Below are 23,655 nucleotides of genomic sequence, written 5' to 3'. Positions count from 1 at the left end.
GGATGTTAGGTCAGGCCGGCAGACGAGCAGCAGGTCGGGCCGGTGTGAGGTTGTTCTCTCCGCCGGTGTGACGTGCGTCGTCGGCGCCCCCCCCGGCCCTGCGCGCACTCGGCCATGACGCATGTGCCGTTCGAGTGGCCGGGGCCGCCCGCCGGCCGGTGGAGCGATGAGTTCCGGCGGCCTGCCGGGTCTCATGGGTGGGACGGTCGCCGGACCGCACGCGGAGGGACCGCCGAACCGCCCCCGCACCGATATTTCCGACCGAGGAGACGACGTGACCGCCACCTACACCTTCGACGTCTTTTCCAGTCTCGACGGCTACGGTGCCGCCGGCGGCGACTGGTCCGGCTACTGGGGCAAGCAGGGCCCCGAGCTGCTCGACCACCGCCTCGCCCTCTACGGCCCGGAGCAGCGGATGGTCTTCGGGGCCGGTACGTACCGGGCCTTCGCGCAGATGCTGGCCGCGAGCACCGAGGAATCCGATGTGCGCGACCCCTGGGTCACCCGGATGCGGAACCTGCCGACCACCGTGGTCTCGACGACGCTGGAGGGACCCCTGGACTGGCCGGACGCGACCGTCGTGAAGGGCGACGCCGTGGACGTCGTCGCCCGGCTCAAGGAGGAGTCCCCGGTGCCGTTGCGCTCGCACGGCAGCCTGTCGATGAACCGGGCGCTGATGGCCGCCGGCCTGGTCGACCGGGTCCAGATCACGCTGTTCCCCGTCATCACCGGCCGGACCGGGCTGGACCCGGTCTTCGGGGGAGCGGCCGACTTCGACCTGGAGCTGGTCGAGCACCGGACGCTGGACGGTCACATCCAGGAGCTCGTCTACCGGCCGACCCTCCACTGAACCGGAGCCGGCGCACCCCGCCCGGGCCCCGGCCGTGAGCCGCTCCCCCCGTGAGTGGGCATCCCGAGTGCGTCGGCCGGCCGCACCGGGCCGAGCGCGGACCGGCCGTGCCGACGCCCCGGGGGTCAGCCGAGGGTGCGCCGGACGAAGGCCAGGATGGCGTACAGGGCGGGCAGGGCCTGACCGGCTCCGCCGCCCGGCAACGGTGAGGCGTGGGCGGAGGCGGCGGTTGCGGCCAGGGTGGCGGCGGTGGTCGTCAGGATCAGGGTGACGTGCTTGATCTGTCGCATGCCCCGCCGAACGACGCCCTCCCCGGCGGGGATTCGCGGCCGGACACGGTCCTCACCGGAACGGAGGGGTCGGTTCACCGGTTCGGCGCAGGACGAGCGGAGCGGGGGCGCAGGACCCGTACCGACGCCGGGGCGGGCGGGGACGCGCCCAGGTGATCCGGTGTCCCCGCACCTCCGGATGACGCACCATGGGGCACCAGGGGCGCCACCGCCCCGCGGGAGCGCCCCAGCGGGCGCCGACGGGGAGGAGAGACGTGGACGTGCGGGAATCGCGGGCGACGGCCGCCGAGATGAGGGAGGCGGTACGCGCGCTGCTGCGCGTGCTCGAGCCCGAGCAGGTGCGCGAGCTGCGGGAGTGGCCCGCCCGGCTGGACGCGCCCGCGCTGCGGGAGTGGACCTATCTGCCCGGCCCGCGTCCCGGCCTGTCGACCGAGGGACTCGACACCCGGCAACGCGAGGCCGTCGACGCGCTGCTGACCACGGCGCACAGCACACCGGGCGCGGACCTGGCGCGCGGGGCGATCGAGGTGGAGCGCCACCGCCGCGCCACCGTCGGCGCCGCGGGGGCCGACCGCTACTGGGTGCGCCTGCTCGGGGACCCGGACGGTGACGACCCCTGGGGCTGGCGGATGAACGGCCATCACCTCGCCGTCCACGTACTGGTCACGGGGGAGGGGCTGCGGGTGACGCCGCACTTCGTCGGTGCGGAGCCCGCTCGCGTCGCGCACGGCCCTCAGGCCGGGCGGCGGCTGCTGGGCCCGGAGGAGGACCTGGCGCGGGAGCTGGTCACGGACCTGGACGCCGGCCGAAGGTCGAGGGCCGTCTTCGCCGCCGTGCCTCCGGACGACATCCTGACCCGCGACGACCCTTTCGCCGATCCGGATCTGCTGCCGGCCGGCCTGGCGCACGGTGACATGTCGCCCGGTCAACAGCGGCTGGTGGAGCGCCTGGTGCGGCGCTACCTGGACCGGGCGCCCGAGGCGTACGCGCGCGAGTGCTGGTCCGAGGTCGTGGCACACGGGCTGGACACCCTCTCGTTCGCGTGGGCGGGGGGCCGCGAACCGGGGGACCGGCACTACTACTGCGTCCGGGGCCCGGACCTGCTCATCGAGTACGACAACACCCAGGACGACGGCAACCACGCCCACTCCGTCTGGCGGCACGTCCGCCACGACTGGGGCGCCGACCTGCTCCGCGCGCACTACACGGAGCAGCACGGGTGAGGCGGCCCGCGCGCACCCCGGCCTGCGAAGCCGACGATTCGGTGCCCGGATGCTGGAAAAGTGGCGAACGGCGTACAACCACCGAACGGGTGCAAAGGTCTCAACAGGTGGCTTCAGCAACACCATGGGGAGGCCAGTCGATTCACGGATCGAGGTGCCATGAAGCGTTCGACACAAGCCGTCGGGGCGACACTGATCGCCGTCGGGGCCATCGGGGCGGGGCTGTTGGCGACGGCTCCCGTCGCCGGCGCGGCGACCGCCGGCGCGACCGCGGCGTACAACGGGGTCTGCGGCTCCGGCTACAAGGTCGTGAACTCCATGCCGGTCGGCAGCACCGGCACCGTGTACCTCACCTACAACTCGTCCACGGGCAGGAACTGCACCGTGACGATCCGCAACAGTGCCGGCACTCCGAAGTACATGGTGGCCTACGTACGCAACGTCGACACCGGCGAGGAACAGTACGACGCCGGTGAGTACCGCTCGTACGCGGGACCCGTGTACGTGTTCGCGCGCGGTGCCTGCGTCGAGTGGGGCGGGGTCATCGACAACCTGCAGGCCTGGAACTACGGCTCCAACTGCGGTGCGCTCGCCGCCAAGGCCCCGCAGAAGGACTGGTTCGCCGGCGAACGGTGAGACCGCGCCTGCCGGGACCGACCGAGGGCTCCGCCGTCCGGCGGAGCCCTCGCACGCGACGGCCCCCGTGCCCGGCACCGACGCCGTCCGCGGACCGCCGACCGGCCGTGCCGGCCCCGGCATGTCGCGGCCCGCCGAGCCGCGACGGTCGGCGAAGATGCCGGGGCCGGTGGATGCGGCCCCGGGCGGCCGGAACCGACGGTCGCGGCGAACAGAGCACACCAGCACACCCCGGGCACCTTTTCGCGAACGCGCAGGGAGACGGTTGTGGCGATCGGACGGGTCGGACTCGTGGTGCACGGGGGGCGCGAGGGCGCCGCCGCGGCGGCGCGGGACGTCCGGGACTGGTGCGGGGAGAACGGCGTCGGGTGCGCCGACATCGACGTCTGGAGCGACGAGGGTCGGCACAGCGCGCGGGAGGAGATGGAGGCGGCGGGGGACCCGGATCTCGTCGTGACCCTGGGCGGTGACGGCACCTTCCTGCGCGGCGCCCGGCTGGCGGCCGAGAACGGCGCCCTGATCCTCGGCGTCGACCTGGGACGGGTCGGGTTCCTGACCGAGATCCCGGCACCGGCGGTGCGCTCCGCCCTCGATGCCGTCCGGGACGGCGACGTCGACCCGGAGAGCCGCATGCTGCTCACCCTGCGGGCGTCCCGCCGTCTGGAGGTGCCCGAGGCCATGGAGGCACTGCTGCGCTACGGGCGGGGACCGCTGCTGCCGCCACCCCGGGTCCGCACCGACTGCGAGAGCGGCGACGAGTGGGGCATTCCCCTCAACGTGTCCGCCCTCAACGACGTGGTGCTCGAGAAGCTGGCGCGGGACCGGCAGGTCTCCGTCGGCGTCTACGTCTCCGGCCGCCTGCTGGCCTCCTACTCCGCCGACGCCCTGGTGGTCGCCACCCCCACGGGTTCCACCGCCTACAGCTTCGCCGCGGGCGGGCCCGTCGTCTCGCCCCGGGCGGAAGCGCTCGTCTTCACACCGGTCGCCCCGCACATGACGTTCGACCGCTCGGTGGTCGCCGCACCGGACGAGCCGGTCGGACTGCGGATCCTGGAACGGTCCGGGCAGGCCGCCGTCAGCATCGACGGGCAGCTGCGCGGCGTCCTCGACCCGGGGGACTGGCTCGGCGTCTACGCGGCATCCCGCCGCCTGCGGGCGGTGCGGCTCGGGCCCGTGGACTTCTACGGCCGGCTACGGGAACGCATGCGCCTGACCGACGCCCCGGCCGCGGTGGCCGACGGCACCCCGGCCCCGCTGTGGCCGGTGAGCACACCGCCGCCCGGCGACCTCGCCCACCTCGCCCTGCCCCTGCCCACGGCTCCGGGGGCGTGACGCCCCGGCCCCGGCGGGACCAGGAGCGGACCGGCGGGGGAGACGGCACCGGGCGCTCCGGCGCAGGGCCGGGACGGGAGGTGTGGGCCGCGCGGCTCCTCACCTTCAGCGCCGGCGCGGTCAACGCGCTGGGTTTCCTGGCGCTCGGCGGAGTCTTCACCAGCGTGGTGACGGCGAACTCCGCGCTGGTCGGGATCGGCGTCGGGCACGCGGACGCGGCGCCGGCGGCCCTGGCGGGCCTGGCGGTGCTCGGTTACGTACTGGGCGCGGCCTCAGGCGGCTGGGCGGCCGCCCGCGTCCGGCGGGCCCGGCGAGCCGCGGCGGCGGACTTCCTGCTCCTGGAACTGCTCCTGCTCTGGGCGGTCGCCGCCTGGTGGCTCCGGCTGGACGGCCACCCCGGCGGCTGGGTCCGCACCACCCTGCTGGTCCTGCTGTCCGCGGCGATGGGATGCCAGAACGCCGGAGTCCTGGTGGCTCTGGGCGCCCGGGCGCCGACGGCCTACCTGACGGGTCTGCTCACCCACGCCGTGACGGACGCGGTGACCGAGGGGCGCCTGCGGTGGCGGGCTCCGGCCACCGTGGGACTCCTGGTCGCCGGCGCCGCCGGGCTCGCCCTGCTGGAGCGGTGGCTGCACGGCGTCGCTGCCGTGGCCCCGGCCGTCCTGGTGACCGGCGCCTGGCTCCTCTGGCGCACCGACGGGGGCGCCCCGCACGGTCCGGCCTTCGGGCGTGCGGGCCGGGAGCGGGGCACGGCCGGCTGATGGAAGGGGGGCGCCGTCACAGCTCGGACACGTCGTCCAGTCCGGCGAGCAGCGCCAGGTCGGGGACCTGCTGGTCGGCCAGGCACTGCTCGGTCCAGACCACCTTCCCGGTGGGCGTGTACCGGGTGCCCCAGCGCCGTGCGAGCTGGGCCACGAGGAACAGGCCCCGCCCGCCCTCGTCCGTGATGGCGGCCTGGCGCAGGTGCGGGGAGGTGCTGCTGCCGTCGGACACCTCGCAGATCAGGGTGCGTTCGTGCAGCAGCCGCACGTGGACCGGGTCCGACCCGTACCGGATGGCGTTGGTGAGCAGCTCGCTGAGGACCAGTTCGGTGGCGAACGCCATCTCGTCCAGGCCCCAGGCGGACAGCTGGCGGCTGCACGCGTTGCGTACGGTGCTCACGGCGGCCGGGTCGAGGGGGACGTCCCAGTCGGCGACGCGGGAGCGGTCCAGGAGCCGGGTGCGGGCGACGAGCAGCGCGATGTCGTCGCGCCGGTGCTCGGGGAGTATCCGGCCGAACACCGCCTCGCAGGTCTCCTCCGGAGTGGTGCCGGCCGAATCGGCGAGCACACCGCGCAGCAGGTCGAGCTCCGCGTCGATGTCCTGGTCGGGCTGTTCGACCAGGCCGTCGGTGTAGAGGACGATGCTCGTGCCCTCGGCCAGGTGCAGCTCCGTGGACTCGAACGGGAGACCGCCCAGGCCCAGGGGCGGCGCGACGGGCACGTCGGGGAACTCCACGGTGCCCTGCGGGTGGACCAGCGCGGGGGCGAGGTGACCCGCGCTGGAGACGCTGCACGCGCCCGAGACGGGGTCGTAGACCGCGATCAGGCAGGTGGCGCCGGTGATCCCCTCGCCGTCCGGGTTGTCGGGATCCTCCTGGTCCAGGCCGCTGACCAGCTCGTCGAGGTGGGTGAGGAGTTCGTCCGGGGGCAGGTCCAGGGTGGAGAAGTTGTGCACGGCGGTGCGCAGCCGTCCCATCGTCGCCGCGGCGTGCATCCCGTGCCCGACCACGTCCCCCACGACGAGGGCGACCCGGGCGCCGGGCAGCGGGATGACGTCGAACCAGTCGCCGCCGACCCGGGCCTGCGCGGACAGGTAGCGGTGGGCGATGTCGACGGCGTCCTGACGGGGCAGGACGTGCGGCAGCAGGCTGCGCTGCAGGACCTCCGCCATCATGTGCTCGCGGGTGAAGCGGCGGGCGTTGTCGATGGCGACGGCGGCGCGGGCGGTCAGCTCCTCGGCGAAGGTGACGTCCTCCGCGTCGAAGGGAGGCGAGCCCTCCCTCCGCCAGAAGCGGGCCAGGCCCAGTGGGACGCCGCGGGCCTGGAGCGGTACGGAGACGAGGGAGCGGACGCCGGCGGCGAGGACCCGGTCCACGCCCGCCGGGTCCCGATGCCGGGCGTCGGTCAGGTCGGCCTCCAGTACGGCGCGTCCCTCGGCCGGGCCGGTGGCGGTGGGCAGGTCGGGGGCGGCGACCGGGTCGACGGCGCTCCCCACGGGGCGGAACGGATGCTCCTCGTGGATCCCGCGCAGGGCCGTCCGCCGCAGCTCCGTGGCGGCGCCGCTGGGCTCGTCACCGCGCGTCACGGCGTCCAGGAGGTCCACGGTCGCGAAGTCCGCGAACCGCGGTACGGCGACGTCCGCCAGCTCCTCGGCCGTACGGGTGACGTCCAGGGTGGTGCCGACGCGCATCCCCGCCTCGTGCAGGAGCTTCAGCCGCTCGCGTGCCACCTCTGCCGTACCGGCCAGCGCACGCAGCTCCGTGGTGTCCCGGAGGGTCGCCACCTTGCCCGAGGGCCCGTCGTACGGGGCCGTGCGCCGGGTGTTGACGGCCACCAGCCGGTCCCCGGCCGGGTGCACCTCGTCCGTGACGGAGCGCTCGGAGGAGAGGAGGTCGACGATGGCGGCGTCCAGGCCCAGCTCCGCGATGGGCCGCCCGTCGCAGTCCTCGGGCAGTTCCAGCAGGCGCCGCGCCTCGTCGTTGGCCAGTACCAGGCGGCCGTCGCCGCTCACGATGAGCACGCCCTCGCGGACGGCGTGCAGCACCGCGTCGTGGTGCTCGTACATCCGGGTCATCTCGGTCGGCCCGATCCCGCGGGTCTGCCGGCGCAGCCGCCGGCTGACCAGCGCGGCGCTGCCGACGGCCAGGGCCAGCGCGACGGCTCCCGCCACGAGGATCATCGGGACCTGCCCCTCCAATGAGTCCCCGACGGTCTCCAGGGTCACGCCCGCCGCGACGAGCCCCACGACGGTGCCCCGGCCGTCCGTGACCGGGACGACCGCCCGGGCCGCATCCGACGGGTCGCCCTCGTAGATCTCGGAGAACGCCCCCTCGGTGGCCGCCCGCCGCACGTCGTCCGCGGGTTCGCCGATCAGCCGCGGATCGGTGTCGGCGAAGCGGGTGCCGTCCGTGTCCATCACGGCGACGAAGTCCACCCCGGTGTCCTCGTCGGCCGTGGCCACGTACGGCTGCAGCGCGGCGGTGGGGTCCCGCGACTCCAGCGCGGTGACGAACCCGGGGGACCGCGCGAGAGCCGTGGCGACGGCCCGTGACCGCTCCTGCGCGTCCAGCTCGGTGTCGTTGCGGGTCTGTACGGTGACCCCGACGGCGGCCGCCACGATCAGCAGGACGGCGAGCACGACCTGGAGGAAGAGGACCTGCCCGGCGACGCTGTGTCCGCGCCACCGCCACCAGCGGTGCGGGCCCTCGCCTTCCCCGGCCAGGTCGACGGGCGGCCGACCTGCGCGCAGGGATCGAGCGGAACGCCCAGACATATACCCTTTCTAACATTATCCGACGGTACGTCGCCCGGGGACTCGGCCGAGGAGGGCGTGGGTGCGGCGGTGGCGCGCGTCGGTGTGGCGGTAGGGCGTCTCATCGGGGGGCGCGTGGCCGAGGATTCGGCGCACGGCGGGAGCGGGCCCGGGAAAGCTATCCGGTGGCGCGGATCGCGGAGATGTCGAACTGGAGCCGGACCTTCTCGCTGACCATGCTGCCGCCTGCCTCGAGCCGCTGGTTGTAGACGAGACCCCACTCCCTGCGGTCGATGGTCGTGGTGCCGTCGAAGCCCGCGCGCTCGTAACCGAACGGGTCCATGACGGAGCCGAGGTAGTCCAACTGGATCTCCACGGACCGGGTCCGGTCGCGGATCGTGAGGTCCCCCGTCATGCGGAAGCTCTCGCCCGCCTCGTGGACCGTGGAGGTGCTGCGGAAGGTCATCTCCGGATAGCGGCGCGCGTCGAAGAAATCCCGGCCCACGAGGTGACCGTCCCGTTGCTCCACACCCGTGTCGACACTGGCGACGCGGATGACCAGTTCCGCCCGGGACTCGGAAGGCCGGGCCCCGTCGAAGTAGAGCGTGCTGTCGTAGTCGGCGAAGGCCCCGCGGACGGTCGTGACCATGGCGTGCCGCACGGAGAAGCCGATCCGGCTGTGCGGGCGGTCGATGGTCCAGTGTCCGGTCAGTGCCCGCAGTGCCGGGTCGAGCGTGGCGTCGGTCGCCGCGGTCCGCCCGAGGGGGCGGTCGGAGTCGACAGCCGGCGGCGGGTCGATGACGGCGGTCTGACGGCGGCTGAAGATACCCATGGAGTCGTGGCCTTTCCGAGTCGGTCACCTGGTGTTATCACGGAGCCGACCGGGAGGACGCGGCAAGATGTCTGACCTCGTCTGGGTTCCATGATGCCGACCGCAGAACTGCACAAGATCGACATGAGTCCGGTGCTGCTGCCCGGCGCCGCCTCGGGGCCACCACGCCGAGGCGGGGTGAGGGCCGGTGTCCCGCCGGGCTATCCGGCGGGATCCTCCTCCGCCTGCCGGACGGCGCGCTTGACCGCTCTCTCGACTCCTTCCACCGACTGGCCGCTGACCGCGGCGTGGTCGGCGATCGCGGCCTGCGCGGCTTGGGCCGCCGCACGCCAGGCCCGGTGCTGCGCGTCGAACTCCTCGCCGTCGAGTCCGGCGAGCCGGGCACGCTGCTCTTCCGTCGCCCGCTCAAGCACGATCAGGTCCTCGGGAATGTCCACGCCGCCGATCCTAGGCCCGGACCCGGCGACGCCCCGTCCCCGACCCGCGGGCGTCACGAGGCGGCCGGGAGGCCCGGGGTGCTCGGGGGGAGTGGGCGGCGCCGAGGGGGGCCGCCGCGCACCCGCGGCCGCGCCCTCCCCGGACGCCCGACGGTCCGGCCGCGTGGGTAACGCCTCCGACGGGGAACCGGCAGGGGAGCGGAACACACAGGCGACGCGGAGGATCCATGGACGAGTACCCCCGGCTGCTGCAGACCGTGCTGGACACCACCGATGCCAGGCAACTGGCCGAGTTCTACCGGAACCTGCTCGGTCTGACGTACCGGCCGGGGGACGAGCCCCCGGCCGACGGCGCGCCGGACACACCCGACTGGCTCGTACTGCGCACGTCCGACGGAACGAACCGCCTCGCCTTCCAGCTGGTGGACCGGCTCCCCCGGACGACGTGGCCGCTGCACGACGTTCCGATGCAGGCGCACCTCGATCTCACCGTGCCGGACTCCGCGGCGCTTGCGCGCCAGCGTCTGAGGGCCGAGTCGCTGGGGGCGGAACTCCTGCTCGACCGCTCCGACGATCCGGAGGAGCCGCTGTACGTCCTCGCGGATCCCTCGGGTCATCCGTTCTGCCTCTTCGTCTCCTCGGCGCACCCGAAGCCGGGGGAGGAGTGGGATCGTCCGCGACGATGACGGGCTGACGGTCGTCAGCGGGCGCTGTTGGCGTCCATCAGGGGCCGCGGGCCCGGCTGACCGATGCGGTCGGTCTCGTCCTGGACCAGCAGGGAGAGCAGTGAGGCCACGGTGAGGCCCGCCTCGGCCGGATGACGCAGGACCTTGTCCGGGTCTATGCGGTAGGTGTTGGTGCGCCCGTCGCGGGTGTGGGACAGGTAACCGTCCTGTTCCAGATCGGAGATGATCCGCTGGACGGCGCGCTCCGTGAGCCGGCAGCGGGCGGCGATGTCGCGGATCCGGATGTTCGGGTTGTCGGCGATGGCCGCCAGTACGCGTGCGTGGTTGGTGATGAACGTCCATCCGCTGTGCGACTCAGATACTCCAACCATGCACAGCATTGTAGGACCATCTTTGCCTGATGCAGAATACGTGACATACTTTTCGCGTAACGGATGACGCCATCCCCCACGGGAGAATCACAGGAGGGACCCGAGGGTGTCTATCGACGAGGCCGGAGCAGAGGCCGCGACACACGGGCGAGCGGTCGATGCCGACGGTGAGCGGGGGATGCCGGCCGTACCGACCGGCGTACGCGTTCCGGGCCGGGCGGCGGTGGTGCAGTACGAGTGGCACGACGCGTGGGTCGTCGTCGCGAACGGCTCCTACGACATGCACTCCATCACGCCGCTGGCGGAGGCGATGGAGGTGGCGGCGGCCAAGCACGAGAAGGTGGTCGTGGACGCTTCCGGGATCGCGTTCGCGGACTCGACACTCCTCAACCTCCTGATCCACACCCACCTGGCCACCGATCTGCGTGTGGCCGCGCCGACGACCCAGCTCCAACGGATCCTGGAACTCACCGGCGTCGACACCATCCTGAAGGTGCGCGGGACGGTGGAGGACGCCGCTCTCGGCTAGGTTCCCTCAAGATCCTTTCGAGCACCGGGCCGGCGGGCACGTCGGTGCCGGTGGTGTCGGGAAGCGCGGGGCAGGATGGCCCGTGTGGAAGCGAAGAAGCCGCCGGACAGGACCCCCGACGGCCGGTTCGTCGTCGTGCGGGGACGCAAGTGGCGGGCGACCGACCCGTCCGTACCCGAGGAGGCGGCGGCCCGGCTGCGGCGTCACCTGATGTCGGCCCGTCGCGCGGTGCGTTCGGCCACGACCGCCGGCGACCCGGAGGCCGAGCGCCATGCGCGGGCGCGGGTGCACCGGGCGAAGATCGCGTTGGGGGAGCGGGGCACCCCCTGGTGGGAACAGAGCGAGGACGAGCGCCGCCGGCGTTGGGAGGAGGGACTCGCGTCCCTCGACGCGGAGGAGGCCCACCGGCTTCCGCCCTGATGCCCCGACGCGCTGGAACGCACCGCATCGCATCGCATCGCGGCCGGCGCGAGCCGGTGCCGTCCGTCGTCCGTCGTGGGGCGGGGCGTGGGTCCCCGGGGCCCGTTCGGACCAGCTCGCCGTCGCGGGCGACCCCCCGGCCTTCCGTGGACGACCATGTCGCGCTGGGGCATGTCGACCACGACCTGCGGCAGGCACTCGCCACGCAGCAGCACGAAGTCGGCCGGCGAACCCGGTCCCAGGTCGGCCGGGGGGAGGCCCATGCAGGGACAGGGCCCGGGTGCGTTGGAGCCGGTCGGCGCGTCGCGGAACGGCGCGCCCCGTCCCGTGGTCACGAGGTGGGGCGCGCGTCGTGGCGGCTGCTCGCGGAGTCTTCGGTCAGTCTCCGGCCAGGACGGGCCTCAAGGCCGGTTCCGGGGCCCGTGAGGTCGCGGAGAAGTTGCCCTCGACCTCGGCCTTCTCGGCCGTGTTGGGGTACGGGTTGGTGCAGGGGACGCCCGCACTGGAGCCCGACATCAGGCTGGAGCAGGGGCCGGGCTTGCGGTCCGGCAGGCCCAGGATGTGGCCGAGTTCATGGGACGAGATGCGCACCGTGTTGTACCCCTGGTTCACGGCCTGGCGCCCGATGTAGACGGTGCCGTTGCCGAGGGAGCCGGGCAGGGCGCGCGGCCAGCCGTTGTCCGCCAGGACGCGGATGTTGGCGCGCTGCCCGGATGCGGCCGGGCGGAGTTCCACGTTGTCGACGCTCTCGTTCCAGATCGCCGCGCCGCGATCGACCGCGGACCTGAACTCCGCGGCGCCGCTCGCGTCGTAGGTGAGGACCCGGCCGGCGGCAGCGGGGGGCGCGGAGCCTTCGGACGGCTCGGCGGCCAAGGCCTGGCCTCCGAGCAGGGACAGGGACGTCAGCAAAGTCGCGGCCAGGCCGCCGGTCAGGGTGCGGACGTGCATGGTCGACCTCCTTGTGGGGGGAAGGTAGTCGCGTTCATGACATCATCTGCCTCCCTGCCCACGTCACGCCGCTGCCAATCCGTCAATCCGGCCCGTCGATCCGCCGATCCGGCTGCCGGGTACCGCACCGCCGCGGATTTCATCGGTCCCGCCACGTCCTATCCCCGGAAGTGAACACCCGCCAGCTCCTCGGAGATCCGCCAGACGCGCCGTGCCTCCCCGGCGTCGCGCAGACGGCCGTACAGCTTCTGCGGTGCCGGGGGGCCACCCATGTGCCCCGGCCCCCTCGGCCCGTAGAAGCCCCCGCCGACGGCCTCGGGGGACGTGGCGGCGAGCAGGGCGGGCAGCTGCGCCGTGTGCACCGTCCCCACGACGATGCCGCGGGCGGACAGGGCACGGATCAGGCGTACGCCCAGCGTGTCCTCGGCGCGGCCGACCTCGGGGCGGGCGGCGAGCAGCCTCGTCGGCGCGATGCCGGGGTGGGAGAGGTTGCTCGTGATGCCCCAGCCCGCCGCTCGGGAGTGCCGGTCGAGTTCGAGTCCGAAGAGACCGAGGGCGATCTTCGACTGGCTGTAGGCGCGCATGCCGTTGTAGGAACGCTCCCAGCCCAGGTCGTCCCAGTTGATGGCGTTGCGGTTCGCGGCGACGCTGATCTGGGACGTCACGCGGGCCCGGCCGGCTCGGAGCAGCGGCAACAGGTGGCCGACCAGGGCGAAGTGGCCCAGGTGGTTGGTGCCGAACTGCAGCTCGAAGCCGTCGGCGGTCGTCTGCCGGTGGGGCGGGGTCATGACGCCGGCGTTGTTGACGAGGAGGTGGACGGGGCGGCCCTCGTCCAGCAGGGTCTTGCCGCATTCCGCGACGGAGGTGAGCGAGGAGAGGTCGAGGGCGCGCAGGGACACTGTCGCGTGGGGCGACCGCTCCCGGATCCTGGCGACCGCTTCCTCACCCTTGCGCGGATTGCGGACCGGCATCACGACCTCCGCGCCGGCGGCGGCCAGACGCATGGCGATGCCGAGCCCGATCCCGTCACTCGCTCCGGTGACGACGGCACGCTTCCCGGTCAGATCGGGAACGCTGATGTCGGTGTCTCGGTGTGGCATGGGTGCACTCCCTCACGATGTCGTCGCCCCAAGGTGTCCCCGGCCACCGGGCCTGTCCAGGACCTCTCGATCCACTGATGAGCGGGTCCGGGCTGCGGTCCGCCGAGGGGCGGGGACGGGGCGTACGCGGGCCGGCCGCCCGACGCCGGCGGCCGGCGGCGCCGGAGAGGGGGATCGACAATCCGTGGATGAGCGCTCGGTCACGCGTTACAAAGGGATCGGTAGGAGAGGGAGAGACGCATGGACATCGACCGGGCCGGGCTCGCGGCGTTCCTGAGGCGCCGACGGGAGCTGCTGCAACCCGAGGACGTCGGTCTCCCGCGCGGACGGCGGCGCAGGACCAGCGGCCTGCGTCGGGAGGAGGTCGCCGAGCTGTGCCACATGTCGACCGACTACTACGCCCGCATCGAGCGCGGGCGCGGTCCGCAGCCGTCCGAGTCCATGATCGCCTCGATGGCGCAGGGCCTGCACCTCTCCCTCGACGAACGGGACCACCTGTTCCGTCTCGCCGGTCACGCCCCGCCCGTCCGGGGCACGGGTACCGTCAGTGAACACATCAGCCCCGGCCTGCTGCGCGTCCTCGACCGGCTGGGCGACACCCCCGCGGAGGTCGTCACCGAGCTGGGGGAGACGTTGCGGCAGACCCCGCTCGGCATCGCCCTCACCGGAGACGCGACCTGCTACACCGGCCCGGCGCGCAGCATCGGCTACCGCTGGTTCACCGACCCGGTGACCCGCGAGCGCTACGCGCCGGCGGAACACGCCTTCCTCTCCCGCATGTTCGCGTCCGGCCTCCGCGAAGTGGCCACCTTGCGGGGCCCGGGCTCCCGAGCCGCTCAGTACGCCGAACTGCTCCTCGCCCGCAGCGACGAGTTCCGCGTCCTGTGGGAGAAGCACGAGGTCGGTGTCCGTCCGCACCACGTCAAGCGGTTCGTCCATCCGGAGGTCGGCGCCCTCGAACTGAACTGCCAGATACTCCTCGACCCGGAGCAGTCGCACCGCCTCGTCGTCTACACCGCGGTACCGGGAGGCGAGAGCCACGAGCGACTGCGCCTCCTCGCGGTCATCGGCCCGCAGGCACTGCGCTGACCCCCGGTGCGGCGACGAGCCCCACCGCGGGAAGGTCTCCGGACGGGACGGACTCGGTCGCGGGCGCCACCGCCTCGGAGCGGGACGGCGCCGCAACGGCCGTCACGCGCAGGGTGGGTGAGGCGGTCAACGATCGCCGATGGCCGATAAACGATCGTTGTCACCGTGCGGAGTTGTGCGTACGCTGCCACGCAGTTCCGGCGCCTCGGCCATCAGGGAGCAGATCGTTGGAGTCGCAGACCTCGCTGGCCCGGACCGTGCGGCGCCTGGACCGAGCCGTCGAGGACCAGGGCCTGACGCGTGCCCAGTTCCTCGATCCCTCGGTGCTGGCGGCCACGACGGCCCTGCCGGAGAGCGTCGTCCGACAGCTGCTCGCGGGCGGGAGGCCGCCCGACGACACGGTCAGCGAACGGGTCCGCGGACGTATCAAGGCGCTCAGCGACGCCTACCTGCGTCGCCACGGCACGATCATGAGAGACCTGGCGGCCGAGGTCTCCGCACGCACCGGCATCTCCGACGTATGGGCCCGCGCGGTCTGCGACGGCAGGAAGACGCCGAACGTGGAACTCCTGCACCACCTGGTGGGATTCTTCGGCGTGGAGGGCGGGGAGTCGTTCTTCACCGCGCCGGCCGACGAGGCGCTCGCACGCGTACTGCGCTCACTGGCACACAAGTTGGAGCATCCGCACCTGGGCCCGGAGGCGGCCCTGCAGGAGGTGGACCCGGTCGCGGCACTGCTGGACCGGTACGGCGTGGTCAGCTCCGACCTGCGGATGCACGGGTCGGTTCCACGGGCGCAACTGGAGCGCCTCCTGGAAGGAGTTCTGAGGTCGGTGCTGCCTCAGGGGGGAGACGGCGGGCGATGAGCGGCAAAGCCATGAGGTCACTGCTGAGCGCCCTCGGCGCGGAGGCGTCGAGGACACTCAGCCGGCCGGCCGACCCACGCGACGTCATGCGGGAGTTCTGCCGGGCCATGAGCGTCCGCAAGGGACGGCCGATCGACCTCAGATTCAGCAGGTTCCCCAAGGACCTGGCCGACGTGGACGTGTCGGGTGCCCGACTGGACCTCGGGGACCGCTCCATCATCGTGGTCGAGGAGGACACCGCTCCCCTGGCCCAACTGGTCATCCTCGGCCACGAACTCTGGCACGAGGAGGAAGAGGACCGAGGCCACCACATAGCCGGGCTGCACGGCGCCGCCCGCAGCCTCACCGCCCGGCAGCACCCCGAGGCCGTCCGCCGGGCCGTCGAGCAGATCCTCGCGCCGAGCGAAGTACCGCGCGAGGCGGTCCTCACCGTGGCGGCACGAGCGGAGACGGTCTCGCGCCACGAGGTGGAGGCGGAGACCTTCGGCCTGCTCTTCGGCCGGGAAGTGCGCTCCTGGATGAAGGGACGCTACGCGGAGGGGCCGGTCAGCGCCGCGACCGTCGAGGGACGCATCAACCTCTCGCTGCTCCACCGCGGCGGCCGCATCCTGTGAACGCCCCTTTCCACATCCCCTACGCCCTCCCCACCGCGCTGCTCCTGCTCGCCCTGGTCCTCAAGTTCCCCACCCTGGTCCGGGCCTGGCGCGATCCCGACGTCCGCGCCACCACCCTGCTGCTGAGCTTCGCCACCGTCGTCCTCGTGGTCATCACGCCGAGCAACATCGACCGTCTGAACGAGCTGACCGGGGTGCCGAACATCGCGTCGCCCTGGGCGTACAGCTTCCTGACCGCTTTCTGCGCCACCGGACTGACGATGATCATGCGGTGGAGGGAGGAGCCGTCCCCGCGGCGCCGGCAGCGGATGCGCAACGTCTACTGGATCTACGCCGGGGTCGTCGTGGGCCTGTGGACGACGTTCCTGCTCGCCGACGTGCCGGAACCACGGATCTACGACCTAGACACCTACTACGCGGGCACGCCCTGGATGCGTGAGCACATCCTGCTGTACCTGCTCGCGCACATGGTGTCGTCCCTGGTCGCCACCTACATGCTGTGGAAGTGGTGGCCGAGGATCGAGAACCGCTGGCTGAAGTCGGGTGTCGTCTGCCTGCAGGTGGGCTTCGCCTCGGGCGTCCTCTTCGACGCGGCGAAGGCGCTCGCGCTCGGTGCGCGCTGGTCGGGCCAGGACTGGGACGGCCTCAGCACCCGGGTCGCACCGCCGTTCGCCCTCCTGGAAGCGATCCTCGTCGCCGTCGGGTTCATCGTGCCCCAGGTCGGGCCCTCCCTGCAGAACCGGCTGCGCGAGCGGCGCGAGTACCGGCAGCTGCGCCCGCTGTGGTCGGCCGTCCGCGACGTGGTGCCGTCGCCCGTCCCTGCCCGGCCGGGACGCCGGATGCCCCTGGGCCTGCGCCTGGTACAGCGCCAGCAGAGGATCCACGACGCCCTGCGCATCCTGGCCCCCTACCTGGACCGGGACCTCCACCGGCGGGCGCGGGACGCCACGCCGGCCGGTCTCGACGAGGCCGGGGCACGCGGCCTCGCCGGGGCCGTCACCGTCCGGGCGGCCCTCCAGGCCCACCGCGACGAGACGCCGGCCCGGGTGACCTTCGGGAAGCGGCAGCTGGGCGCCGATGTCAGCGACCACATCGACGAGATCTCCCAGAGCCTGCGGCAGCCCCGCCTCATCGACGGCATCCTTCGACGGGTGACCAGAACAGAAAGCGCCAACACAGATGCCTCCTAGCACGAGCCGCCCCACAGCCGTTGTCATCGGGGCCAGCGCGACCGGCCTGTTCGCCGCCGCCGCCCTCGCGGAGTTCGCCGACGTCGTCCTCGTCGAGCGTGACGTCCTGCCCGACGGACCGACAGCCCGCCGCGGCGTACCGCAGGCCAGGCACGCGCACCTCGTGTGGAGCGGGGGAGTGCGGGCCCTCGACGAACTGCTCCCGGGCAGTGTCGACGAGGTCGTCGCCCGCGGCGGACGCCTGGCGCACATCATGGGCGACATGGTCTCCCGGGCGCCCAACGAGGTCTGGTTCAGGCGGTTCCTGGCGACCCACCACCGCAACCTCGTGTGCTCCCGGGACCTGCTGGACGCCGTGCTGCGCGCACATGTCCTCGCGGACCAGCGCATCACCCTGCGGCAGGACACCACGGCACTGGGACCGGTGGGCGACGCCACCCGCGTCACCGCGGTCCGCGTCCGCGACGGCGACGGCGACGCGGAGTCGACGCTGCCGGCCGACCTGATCGTCGACGCCTCGGGGCGCGGCTCCCGCACCCCCCGCTGGCTCGCGGAACTGGGCCTGCCGCACCCCGCCGAACGGACGGTGGACGCCGGGGTCACCTACGCAACCCGTGTCTTCCACGCCCCTCACACCACCGCCGACCTGGCCTTTCCGATCGTGAACGTCCAGGCCAACCCCGCGAAGGCGCCGGGCCGGGGCGGCATCATCCTGCCCGTGGAGGACGGCCGGTGGATCGTCACCCTCTCCGGCACGCGGGGCGGTGAGCCCAGCGGCGACCCCGAGGCCTTCGTCGACTTCGCACGGAGTCTCGGCGACCCGGTCATCGGCGAACTCCTCGAGGAAGCCGAACCGATCAGCGACGTGGCCACCTCCCGGTCCACCGCCAACACCCGCCGCTACTACGAGAAGGCCAGGCAGTGGCCCGCCGGGTTCGTGGTCCTGGGAGACGCCGTCGCCGGCTACAACCCCGTGTACGGCCACGGCCTCACGGTCGGCGCGCAGTGTGCCCTCGCGGTACGCGCGGTCCTCAGGACCACGAGCATCACCGCCCCCGGCACCGCGAGGCGCCTCCAGCGCGCCGCGGCCCGTCCGGTCGGCGCGGCCTGGGACCTCGCGGTGGGACAGGACGCCCTCTACCCGGGGGCGACGGACACTCCGCTCACCGGAGGCGAGCGGCTGCTGGCCCGCTACGTCGACCGTGCCGTCGAGACCGGCGCCGCCCATCCGCGTGCGCTGGGCGCCCTGCTGGATGTGATGAGTCTGGAGAAGCGCCCCACTCGCCTGTTCTCGCCCGACATGCTCCTACCGATGCTGTTCGGCCCGAAGAAGCCGCCACTGCAGGGCCCGCCCCTGAGCGACGCCGAGCGGAAGAGCGCCCTGTCCTGAATTCGGCGGGAGCGGGAGCGGGGCCGGGGGAGCCGCCGTACCCTCGTCCCCCGCCCTCGACCGGCCGGCCGGGGAGACACCCGGCCGCCGCACGTCGTCGGCCGATCACCGATCGAGGAGTCCTGATGCGTCCGTGCAAGCGCGTGGTGGCAGCCGTTCTCATGACCACCGCGGCCTTCTCCGCCCTCGTCCCTCAGGCCGTGGCGGCCTCCCTGCCCCGGGAGGCCGGCGGGATCCCCACGGTCACCACCAGCCACATCGTCCCCTCAGTGGCCGGTGACGGCGTCGGCGGGACGGTCGGTGTGCTCTGCGCCGGCGGCTGCCCGCAGTGACCGGGTGCCGCCCCCGCCCAGCGCGTACGGCAGGAGGGGCGCCGCTCAGTGCCTCTGCCGGGCGAGGAACTCCTCGAACGCCGCCTTCTGCTGCGGGTCCATGAACCCCTGGCGGACCTCGCGGGCCTTCTCCCGGAGCCAGTGGGCCTCTTCCGGAAGGAGCAACTCGGCGACCACCGCACCCTCGCGTGCGACAGCCGTCCGCCCTCCCACCCGCCGCCGGAAGAGCGTGTAGGGGCCGAATTCCTCCGGATGGGCCAGTTCGTGTCGCGCGCTCTCCGCCGCATCCTGGCCCCCGCCCCCGGTGTCCCTCGTGGGGCGGGGGCCGGGGGCCCAGTGCTCCCAGAGCGCCAGCGTGGCCGCGGGCACGAGCACCGCGTGCTCCTCTTCGCGTCCCTCCCACCTGAACGTGACGGTGACGGGCTCGCCCAGCGTCTCGGCCAGCCCGAGGACCCTCTCCACCTCGTCGTCGACCGGGTAAGCCGCGACCACATCGATCTCAATGCCCATGGCGCGCAAGGCTAGTGGCCACCTCCGACAGGCCGGACGCGGTGCCCGTACCGCCCGGCCGTGCCGCTGAGGCGAGCCGGGGGAAGGCGGTGGACGGCACGGGTGCCGGACCACGCGTCACCCGCTGAGGCCCACGACCCCCCAGCCCCGCCGGGCGCCTTCGGACAGCACATCACCCCAGTCGGTCAGCAGGCCGGTGAACCCGTCGAAGTCACCGACCCACCCGCCGGGAGCGGCGGCGTGCTCGTCGAAGGCGCCGCGCAGCCCGCCGAGCCGGCGCCGGGCCCCGTCCCACCGGGCGGCCAGTTCCCGCACACCGTCGGGCGGATGGGCGAGCAGCAGTCCGCGGGTGGTGGCGGGGTCGGTACCGAAGAACCCCGGTCGCGCCTGTCCGCTCGTGTCGTCCAGCCCTTCGCGAACCAGCCCGAGCAGCAGCGGGTCCACCGCGGTCCGCACCGGCGGGTCGGCACGGTGACGCACGGACTCCCAGCGCTCCACGGCCCAGAAGTGCGGCTTGAACGAGCCGAGGGTGCCCCGGAACTCGTAGACGGCGAAGGAGGCGCTGTGGCGCCCCCGTGGCCACACCCAGTCCCCTTCGGGGGCCGGCGCGTCGTCGTCCCACAGTCCCGTCTCGTCGGCGTACCAGGCCTCCCGCAGCCGTGACAGCCGCTCCCTCGGCGGGACGCCGCCCAACCATGCCCAGTCGGCGATCAGCACGGTGATGTCCAGCCCCATGCACGCGAGCGTACCGAGAGCGTGAGCGGTGGGGCGGACGGTGTGCCACCGCCCGGACCAGCCGCTCGGTCGGAGTCGTCAACGCACGGTGCGCGGGCGGAGGACCATGAGCGGTCCTTCCGCGACCGCCACCATGGCGAAGGGGAAGCGGTCGATCTCGAGGCAGAGGGCCACGTCATCGGCGTGTGCTCCCCGGCGCACGCCCGTGGTCAGCTCGGCGGCGGCACGCGAAGCGGCGGCGCGGCGGAGGAACTCGGCGGCATCCGCTTCTGCCCCGGTGGCCCGGCGAGCGACGTACTGCGCGCACGCCAGGTCCTCGTCGGCCCGCCCGTCCTCGCCCGTGACCACGAAGGTGACGCTGTCCGCCCCGGACGACCGCAGAAGCGACGCCGTCGCCTCGGCCACCACGAACGCGGTGCACAGCACGAGCGGCGCGTCCTTGACCGCGAGGGCGCCGACCGTCCCGGCCGTGGTCTTCTGTACGACGGTCCGTCCAGTGAGGTCGAGGGAGCGCAGCAAGCCCGGTGAGTTGACGGCGTCGAACCCGGGCGCGGGCGGACCGTCCTTGATCGCCACCCAGTCCGGATGCCGGGCCTTGAGCGCCCGGACCTCGTCCGGCGACTCGGCGAGAACGATCTTCTCCGCCCCCAGGCCGAAGGCCCAGGCGGCCACGGTGAACGCACGCATGACGTCGACCACGACCGCCACCTGGGGGGTCTCGACCACCTCGTGAATGGCTGCGTAGCGAGTGTCCACGGGCCGATGATCGCGTACCCGGTGGCGGTCCGCTACCCCCCGGTCGGCAGCACGGAACGGAGGTAGTCGACGGCGCGCGCCCTACCGCGGTGCCCGGAAGCCGCCGGTCTCCCGGTCGAGCAGTTCCGCCAGGCGCAGCGGGGTGCGGTCCTCGAACATCGGGCCGATGATCTGCACCCCCACCGGCAGGCCCTCGGAGGAGACGCCCGCCGGGACCGCGGTGGCGGGCAGGCCGGGCATCGTGGGCAGCCCGGCCCAGACGAGCTGGTCGAAGTACGGGTACGCGACGCCGTCGACATCGATCCGGCGCTCTCGTGGATCGGGGTGGTGGTCGTGCGGGAACGCGGGGGTCGGGGTGACGGGACACACCACGGCGTCGAACTCCGCGAAGAGCCGCCGCCAGCCGTGCCGGTGGATCTCACGGCGTCGGTCCACCTCGACCCAGTCGCGGTGGCTGAGCACCATGGCGCGCAGCCGCGTCGCGTCGAGGCTCCGGTCGTGTGCGTCCAGGCGGGTCGCCCGGGCCCGCAACTCCTCGTACGACTCGACGGGGAAGTGCGCGGTGGCGCCCGAGAACAGCAACTGCGTGTAGAGCAGCGCGGATTCGGTCAGGTCGGGCAGCAGCGGACTGCTCCACTCGACCCGGGCACCACCCTCGACGAGCACGCCGGCCACCCGGTCCACCCCCGCCCGCACGGCGGACGAGGTCGCGATGAGCGGATGCTGATCGAGGACCAGGACCCGGAAGTCGCGCAGCCGGTCGTGGCGCGCGGACGGCAGGGTGACGGCGTGCGCCACGCCGAACGTCAGGGGGTCCGGACCGGCCATCACGTCGAGCAGGAGGGCGAGATCACGGGCGGAGCGCGCCATCGGGCCGACGACGGCCAGGTCCAGCTCGGTCGGCAGGGCGGGCGTCCCCGGGCGCACCATGCCACGGCTCGCCGCGAGCCCGAGGGTCGGCTTGTGCGCGTGGACGCCGCAGAAGTGGGCGGGGGTGCGCAGCGATCCCGCGAGGTCGGAGCCGATGGACAGCGCGCCGAAGCCGGAGGCCAGGGCCGCGGCCGAGCCGCCGGACGAGCCGCCCGCCGTGCGGCCGTGATGCCACGGGTTGTTGGTGGTGCCGTGGAGCGGGTTGAAGGTCTGCACGTCCTGGAGTCCGACGGGTACGTTCGTCTTGCCGACCACCACCGCGCCGGCGGCCTTGAGCCGGGACACCTGCAGCGCGTCCTGAGCCGGCACGTGGTCCCGGTGGGCCGGCATACCCCAGGTCGTCGGCAGACCGGCGACGTCGTAGGACTCCTTGACCGTCACCGGTATGCCGAGCAGCGGCCGGTCCGCACCGCGGGCCCGCGCCCGGTCGGCCTCGCGCGCCGCGGTCAGGGCACGGTCGAAGTCCCGTACGCAGACGGCGTTGACCGCCCCGTCCTCCTTCTCGACGCGGGAGACGACCTCTTCGGTCAGCTCCTCCGAGGTCACTTCGCCGGCGCGCAGGGCAGCCGCTTGTTCTTCGGCGGTACAGAAGCTCCAGTCCATGGAGACGGACGGTACGAGCCCCCTCGCCGGGCCACGAAACGCCACCTCGCGCAAGGGGGCGCCGACGACACCCTCGACCGGGTCGAGGACGCGCTGAGCGCCCTCCGGGCCGAGTGGAGGGCGAGGCGGTCCAGGAGGCCCATCCGTCCGGCGAAGGGTCTCGTGACCGAGCGGCGTGGGGCGCCGGCCGTGGGGACCGGTGGCCCCGGGCACAGCGGCGGCCGGCCCCAACTCCCCCCGGGGTCCGGCCCGTCGCGTCACCGGTGCGACGGATAGCATCACGCGTCCGTCGCACCGCTCATGCCCTGGAGTCCTCCATCAACCGCTCTCCCGGCTCCCCCCTCTCCCGCCGCGCCCTCATACGTACCGGCGCCGGCGCCTCGCTCGCCGCGCTCGGGCTCGGACTCGGCGCGCAGAGCGCCTCCGCCGCCTTGCCCGCCACCCAGCGGTTCGATCTCACCCAGCCGTCGCACGACCTCTTCCGCTCGAAGAACACGCACGGCGCCCGGGTCCAGCAGAGCTTCGCCTTCGACTGGGTGAACAAGTTCCTCTTCGTGGCGACCAAGCGCAGCGGAAGCCCCGATTCGGCCGGTGACCTGTGCATCAACAAGATGGACTTCGACGGGAACCACCTCTCGTACATGCACCTCGACGGCTTCGGTCACGGCGTCGCCTTCGCGGCGCTGCCGAGCGGCTCCGGCACGGAACTGTGGATCGAGTGCGCCGCCAACACCGGGGGCTACGGCACCGCCCTGGCCCCCATCGACTACGTCGGCGGCACCACCCTCAGCTCACCCGCCGCCTCGGCCGCCCACCGGCCGATCCCGGGCGCCACCGAGTACACCTGCTCCGTGGACCCGGTCCACCAGCGCATGATCGTGCGGTACCACACCAGCGCCGGCAAGCGCATCGCCGTGTACCCGCTCTCCGCCTTCAGGACGCGCGACTTCGGTGCGCCGCTGGTCGACTTCAAGCAGCCGACGATCCCCGGCACGCCGCAGGGCTACACCCTGTACGGCTCGTACATGTACTACCTGACGGGCGACGCGTACCCGGGCGACGGCACCCCCACAGGTGACGGCAACTCCTACGTCACCAGCGTCGACATCAACACGGGCACCGTGAAGCAAGGTCCCGTCCTCACCAAGGCCGGCTCCACCCTCCACCACCGCGAGCCCGAGGGCCTGGCGATCTACCGCACCGACGCCGGTGAGGCGCGCCTCTTCATCGGCTTCGCCACCGGGCTGGAGGGCGACCGGCGTTCCAGCATCTTCTACAAGAAGGCGCTGGTCTGAGCAGTGCCCGACCGGCGGCCGCTCGTCGGCGCGGAGCCTCGCCGACCGCACCCCCTCACGTGTCGTACCACCTCGCGCGTCGCACCCCCGCGCAGGTGTCGCCCCGCACCCGATGCGGGCTCCCGGTCCTTACTGTGACGTCCCTCACCGGGACAGTGCTGAGTGTCGGCGGGGGTAC

The 23,655-nt window shown here is 73.1% G+C and carries 26 protein-coding genes and 1 pseudogene; 15 read left to right on the top strand and 12 right to left on the bottom strand.

Annotation, left to right across the window (positions count from 1 at the left end):
- Positions 1–274 precede the first annotated feature (274 nt).
- Complete coding sequence (locus ACGF5T_RS18140) at positions 275–850, top strand: dihydrofolate reductase family protein (protein ID WP_366767942.1); 576 nt, start codon at positions 275–277, stop codon at positions 848–850.
- Between the two features lie 125 nt (positions 851–975).
- Here ACGF5T_RS18140 and ACGF5T_RS18135 read toward each other — a convergent pair whose 3' ends face one another.
- Positions 976–1,140 carry a hypothetical protein gene (locus ACGF5T_RS18135; RefSeq protein WP_361015193.1) on the bottom strand — a complete coding sequence of 55 codons (165 nt, stop codon included), beginning with the start codon at positions 1,138–1,140 and terminating at the stop codon, positions 976–978.
- Between the two features lie 254 nt (positions 1,141–1,394).
- Here ACGF5T_RS18135 and ACGF5T_RS18130 point away from each other — a divergent pair, with 254 nt between their 5' ends.
- From ACGF5T_RS18130 to ACGF5T_RS18115, 4 genes are all read left to right on the top strand, one after another.
- Positions 1,395–2,363 carry a DUF3500 domain-containing protein gene (locus ACGF5T_RS18130; protein WP_361015191.1) on the top strand — a complete coding sequence of 323 codons (969 nt, stop codon included), beginning with the start codon at positions 1,395–1,397 and terminating at the stop codon, positions 2,361–2,363.
- 159 nt (positions 2,364–2,522) lie between these two features.
- A complete protein-coding gene (locus tag ACGF5T_RS18125; protein WP_356611693.1) occupies positions 2,523–2,999 on the top strand; it encodes a spore-associated protein A in 477 nt (158 codons plus the stop codon).
- 267 nt (positions 3,000–3,266) lie between these two features.
- A complete protein-coding gene (locus ACGF5T_RS18120; RefSeq protein WP_356611695.1) occupies positions 3,267–4,331 on the top strand; it encodes an NAD(+)/NADH kinase in 1,065 nt (354 codons plus the stop codon).
- A complete protein-coding gene (locus ACGF5T_RS18115) occupies positions 4,328–5,092 on the top strand; it encodes a DUF1275 family protein (protein ID WP_366767941.1) in 765 nt (254 codons plus the stop codon). The genes ACGF5T_RS18120 and ACGF5T_RS18115 overlap by 4 nt, the downstream gene beginning before the upstream one ends.
- 16 nt (positions 5,093–5,108) lie before the next feature.
- Here the strand turns inward: ACGF5T_RS18115 and ACGF5T_RS18110 are convergent, their stop codons facing one another.
- From ACGF5T_RS18110 to ACGF5T_RS18100, 3 genes are all read right to left on the bottom strand, one after another.
- Positions 5,109–7,865 carry a SpoIIE family protein phosphatase gene (locus ACGF5T_RS18110; RefSeq protein WP_366767940.1) on the bottom strand — a complete coding sequence of 919 codons (2,757 nt, stop codon included), beginning with the start codon at positions 7,863–7,865 and terminating at the stop codon, positions 5,109–5,111.
- 157 nt (positions 7,866–8,022) lie between these two features.
- Positions 8,023–8,676, bottom strand: coding sequence for a YceI family protein (locus tag ACGF5T_RS18105; protein WP_356611700.1), 654 nt, complete (start codon positions 8,674–8,676; stop codon positions 8,023–8,025).
- Between the two features lie 200 nt (positions 8,677–8,876).
- Positions 8,877–9,113 carry a hypothetical protein gene (locus ACGF5T_RS18100; RefSeq protein WP_356611701.1) on the bottom strand — a complete coding sequence of 79 codons (237 nt, stop codon included), beginning with the start codon at positions 9,111–9,113 and terminating at the stop codon, positions 8,877–8,879.
- A 227-nt stretch (positions 9,114–9,340) separates the two neighbouring features.
- Here ACGF5T_RS18100 and ACGF5T_RS18095 point away from each other — a divergent pair, with 227 nt between their 5' ends.
- Complete coding sequence (locus ACGF5T_RS18095; RefSeq protein WP_356611702.1) at positions 9,341–9,799, top strand: VOC family protein; 459 nt, start codon at positions 9,341–9,343, stop codon at positions 9,797–9,799.
- 14 nt (positions 9,800–9,813) lie between these two features.
- On the opposite strand, the gene ACGF5T_RS18090 is transcribed toward ACGF5T_RS18095, so the two are convergent.
- The gene (locus ACGF5T_RS18090) at positions 9,814–10,170 is read right to left on the bottom strand and encodes a helix-turn-helix domain-containing protein (RefSeq protein ID WP_356611704.1); all 357 of its coding nucleotides are present in this window, start codon (positions 10,168–10,170) and stop codon (positions 9,814–9,816) included.
- Between the two features lie 106 nt (positions 10,171–10,276).
- Between ACGF5T_RS18090 and ACGF5T_RS18085 the strand changes: the two genes are divergently transcribed.
- On the top strand, positions 10,277–10,699 hold the full coding sequence (locus tag ACGF5T_RS18085; protein ID WP_366767939.1) for an STAS domain-containing protein: 423 nt from the start codon (positions 10,277–10,279) through the stop codon (positions 10,697–10,699).
- Between the two features lie 75 nt (positions 10,700–10,774).
- A complete protein-coding gene (locus tag ACGF5T_RS18080; RefSeq protein ID WP_392888368.1) occupies positions 10,775–11,119 on the top strand; it encodes a hypothetical protein in 345 nt (114 codons plus the stop codon).
- 109 nt (positions 11,120–11,228) lie between these two features.
- On the opposite strand, the pseudogene ACGF5T_RS18075 reads toward ACGF5T_RS18080, so the two are convergent.
- The 3 genes and pseudogenes from ACGF5T_RS18075 to ACGF5T_RS18065 all read right to left on the bottom strand — a co-directional run.
- Positions 11,229–11,382, bottom strand: a pseudogene (locus ACGF5T_RS18075) (cytosine deaminase); the annotation flags it as partial.
- Positions 11,383–11,497: 115 nt separating this feature from the next.
- Positions 11,498–12,067 carry a snapalysin family zinc-dependent metalloprotease gene (locus ACGF5T_RS18070; protein ID WP_366767937.1) on the bottom strand — a complete coding sequence of 190 codons (570 nt, stop codon included), beginning with the start codon at positions 12,065–12,067 and terminating at the stop codon, positions 11,498–11,500.
- A 158-nt stretch (positions 12,068–12,225) separates the two neighbouring features.
- A complete protein-coding gene (locus ACGF5T_RS18065) occupies positions 12,226–13,167 on the bottom strand; it encodes an SDR family oxidoreductase (RefSeq protein ID WP_366767936.1) in 942 nt (313 codons plus the stop codon).
- A 240-nt stretch (positions 13,168–13,407) separates the two neighbouring features.
- Here ACGF5T_RS18065 and ACGF5T_RS18060 point away from each other — a divergent pair, with 240 nt between their 5' ends.
- From ACGF5T_RS18060 to ACGF5T_RS18035, 6 genes are all read left to right on the top strand, one after another.
- A complete protein-coding gene (locus ACGF5T_RS18060) occupies positions 13,408–14,256 on the top strand; it encodes a helix-turn-helix transcriptional regulator (RefSeq protein ID WP_366767935.1) in 849 nt (282 codons plus the stop codon).
- A 227-nt stretch (positions 14,257–14,483) separates the two neighbouring features.
- Positions 14,484–15,122, top strand: coding sequence for a hypothetical protein (locus ACGF5T_RS18055; RefSeq protein ID WP_356611715.1), 639 nt, complete (start codon positions 14,484–14,486; stop codon positions 15,120–15,122).
- Positions 15,119–15,736: a toxin gene (locus ACGF5T_RS18050; protein WP_356611717.1), complete on the top strand. Its 618-nt coding sequence runs from the start codon at positions 15,119–15,121 to the stop codon at positions 15,734–15,736. The genes ACGF5T_RS18055 and ACGF5T_RS18050 overlap by 4 nt, the downstream gene beginning before the upstream one ends.
- The gene (locus tag ACGF5T_RS18045) at positions 15,733–16,926 is read left to right on the top strand and encodes an MAB_1171c family putative transporter (protein WP_356611719.1); all 1,194 of its coding nucleotides are present in this window, start codon (positions 15,733–15,735) and stop codon (positions 16,924–16,926) included. Before ACGF5T_RS18050 ends, ACGF5T_RS18045 begins: the two co-directional genes overlap by 4 nt.
- Entirely contained in the window at positions 16,916–18,316 is a 1,401-nt protein-coding gene (locus ACGF5T_RS18040; protein WP_366767934.1) for an FAD-dependent monooxygenase, read from the top strand. The genes ACGF5T_RS18045 and ACGF5T_RS18040 overlap by 11 nt, the downstream gene beginning before the upstream one ends.
- Positions 18,317–18,441: 125 nt before the next feature.
- Positions 18,442–18,648, top strand: a complete 207-nt coding sequence (locus ACGF5T_RS18035; RefSeq protein WP_366767933.1) for a hypothetical protein — start codon at positions 18,442–18,444, stop codon at positions 18,646–18,648.
- 45 nt (positions 18,649–18,693) lie between these two features.
- Here ACGF5T_RS18035 and ACGF5T_RS18030 read toward each other — a convergent pair whose 3' ends face one another.
- The 4 genes from ACGF5T_RS18030 to ACGF5T_RS18015 form a co-directional block, all read right to left on the bottom strand.
- Positions 18,694–19,158 carry a hypothetical protein gene (locus tag ACGF5T_RS18030; RefSeq protein WP_366767932.1) on the bottom strand — a complete coding sequence of 155 codons (465 nt, stop codon included), beginning with the start codon at positions 19,156–19,158 and terminating at the stop codon, positions 18,694–18,696.
- A gap of 117 nt (positions 19,159–19,275) precedes the next feature.
- Positions 19,276–19,893: a hypothetical protein gene (locus ACGF5T_RS18025; protein WP_366767931.1), complete on the bottom strand. Its 618-nt coding sequence runs from the start codon at positions 19,891–19,893 to the stop codon at positions 19,276–19,278.
- A 78-nt stretch (positions 19,894–19,971) separates the two neighbouring features.
- A complete protein-coding gene (locus tag ACGF5T_RS18020; protein ID WP_366767930.1) occupies positions 19,972–20,649 on the bottom strand; it encodes a 2-phosphosulfolactate phosphatase in 678 nt (225 codons plus the stop codon).
- Positions 20,650–20,730: 81 nt separating this feature from the next.
- Positions 20,731–22,182 carry an amidase gene (locus ACGF5T_RS18015; protein ID WP_366767929.1) on the bottom strand — a complete coding sequence of 484 codons (1,452 nt, stop codon included), beginning with the start codon at positions 22,180–22,182 and terminating at the stop codon, positions 20,731–20,733.
- Between the two features lie 263 nt (positions 22,183–22,445).
- Between ACGF5T_RS18015 and ACGF5T_RS18010 the strand changes: the two genes are divergently transcribed.
- A complete protein-coding gene (locus ACGF5T_RS18010) occupies positions 22,446–23,477 on the top strand; it encodes a teichoic acid biosynthesis protein C (RefSeq protein WP_356611730.1) in 1,032 nt (343 codons plus the stop codon).
- Positions 23,478–23,655: the final 178 nt, after the last annotated feature.

It is taken from the genome of Streptomyces sp. NPDC047853 (genome assembly GCF_043204535.1).
GTDB lineage: Bacteria > Actinomycetota > Actinomycetes > Streptomycetales > Streptomycetaceae > Streptomyces.
Note: the sequence above shows the minus strand (reverse complement) of the source record. Positions and strands in the feature narration are given on the sequence as shown.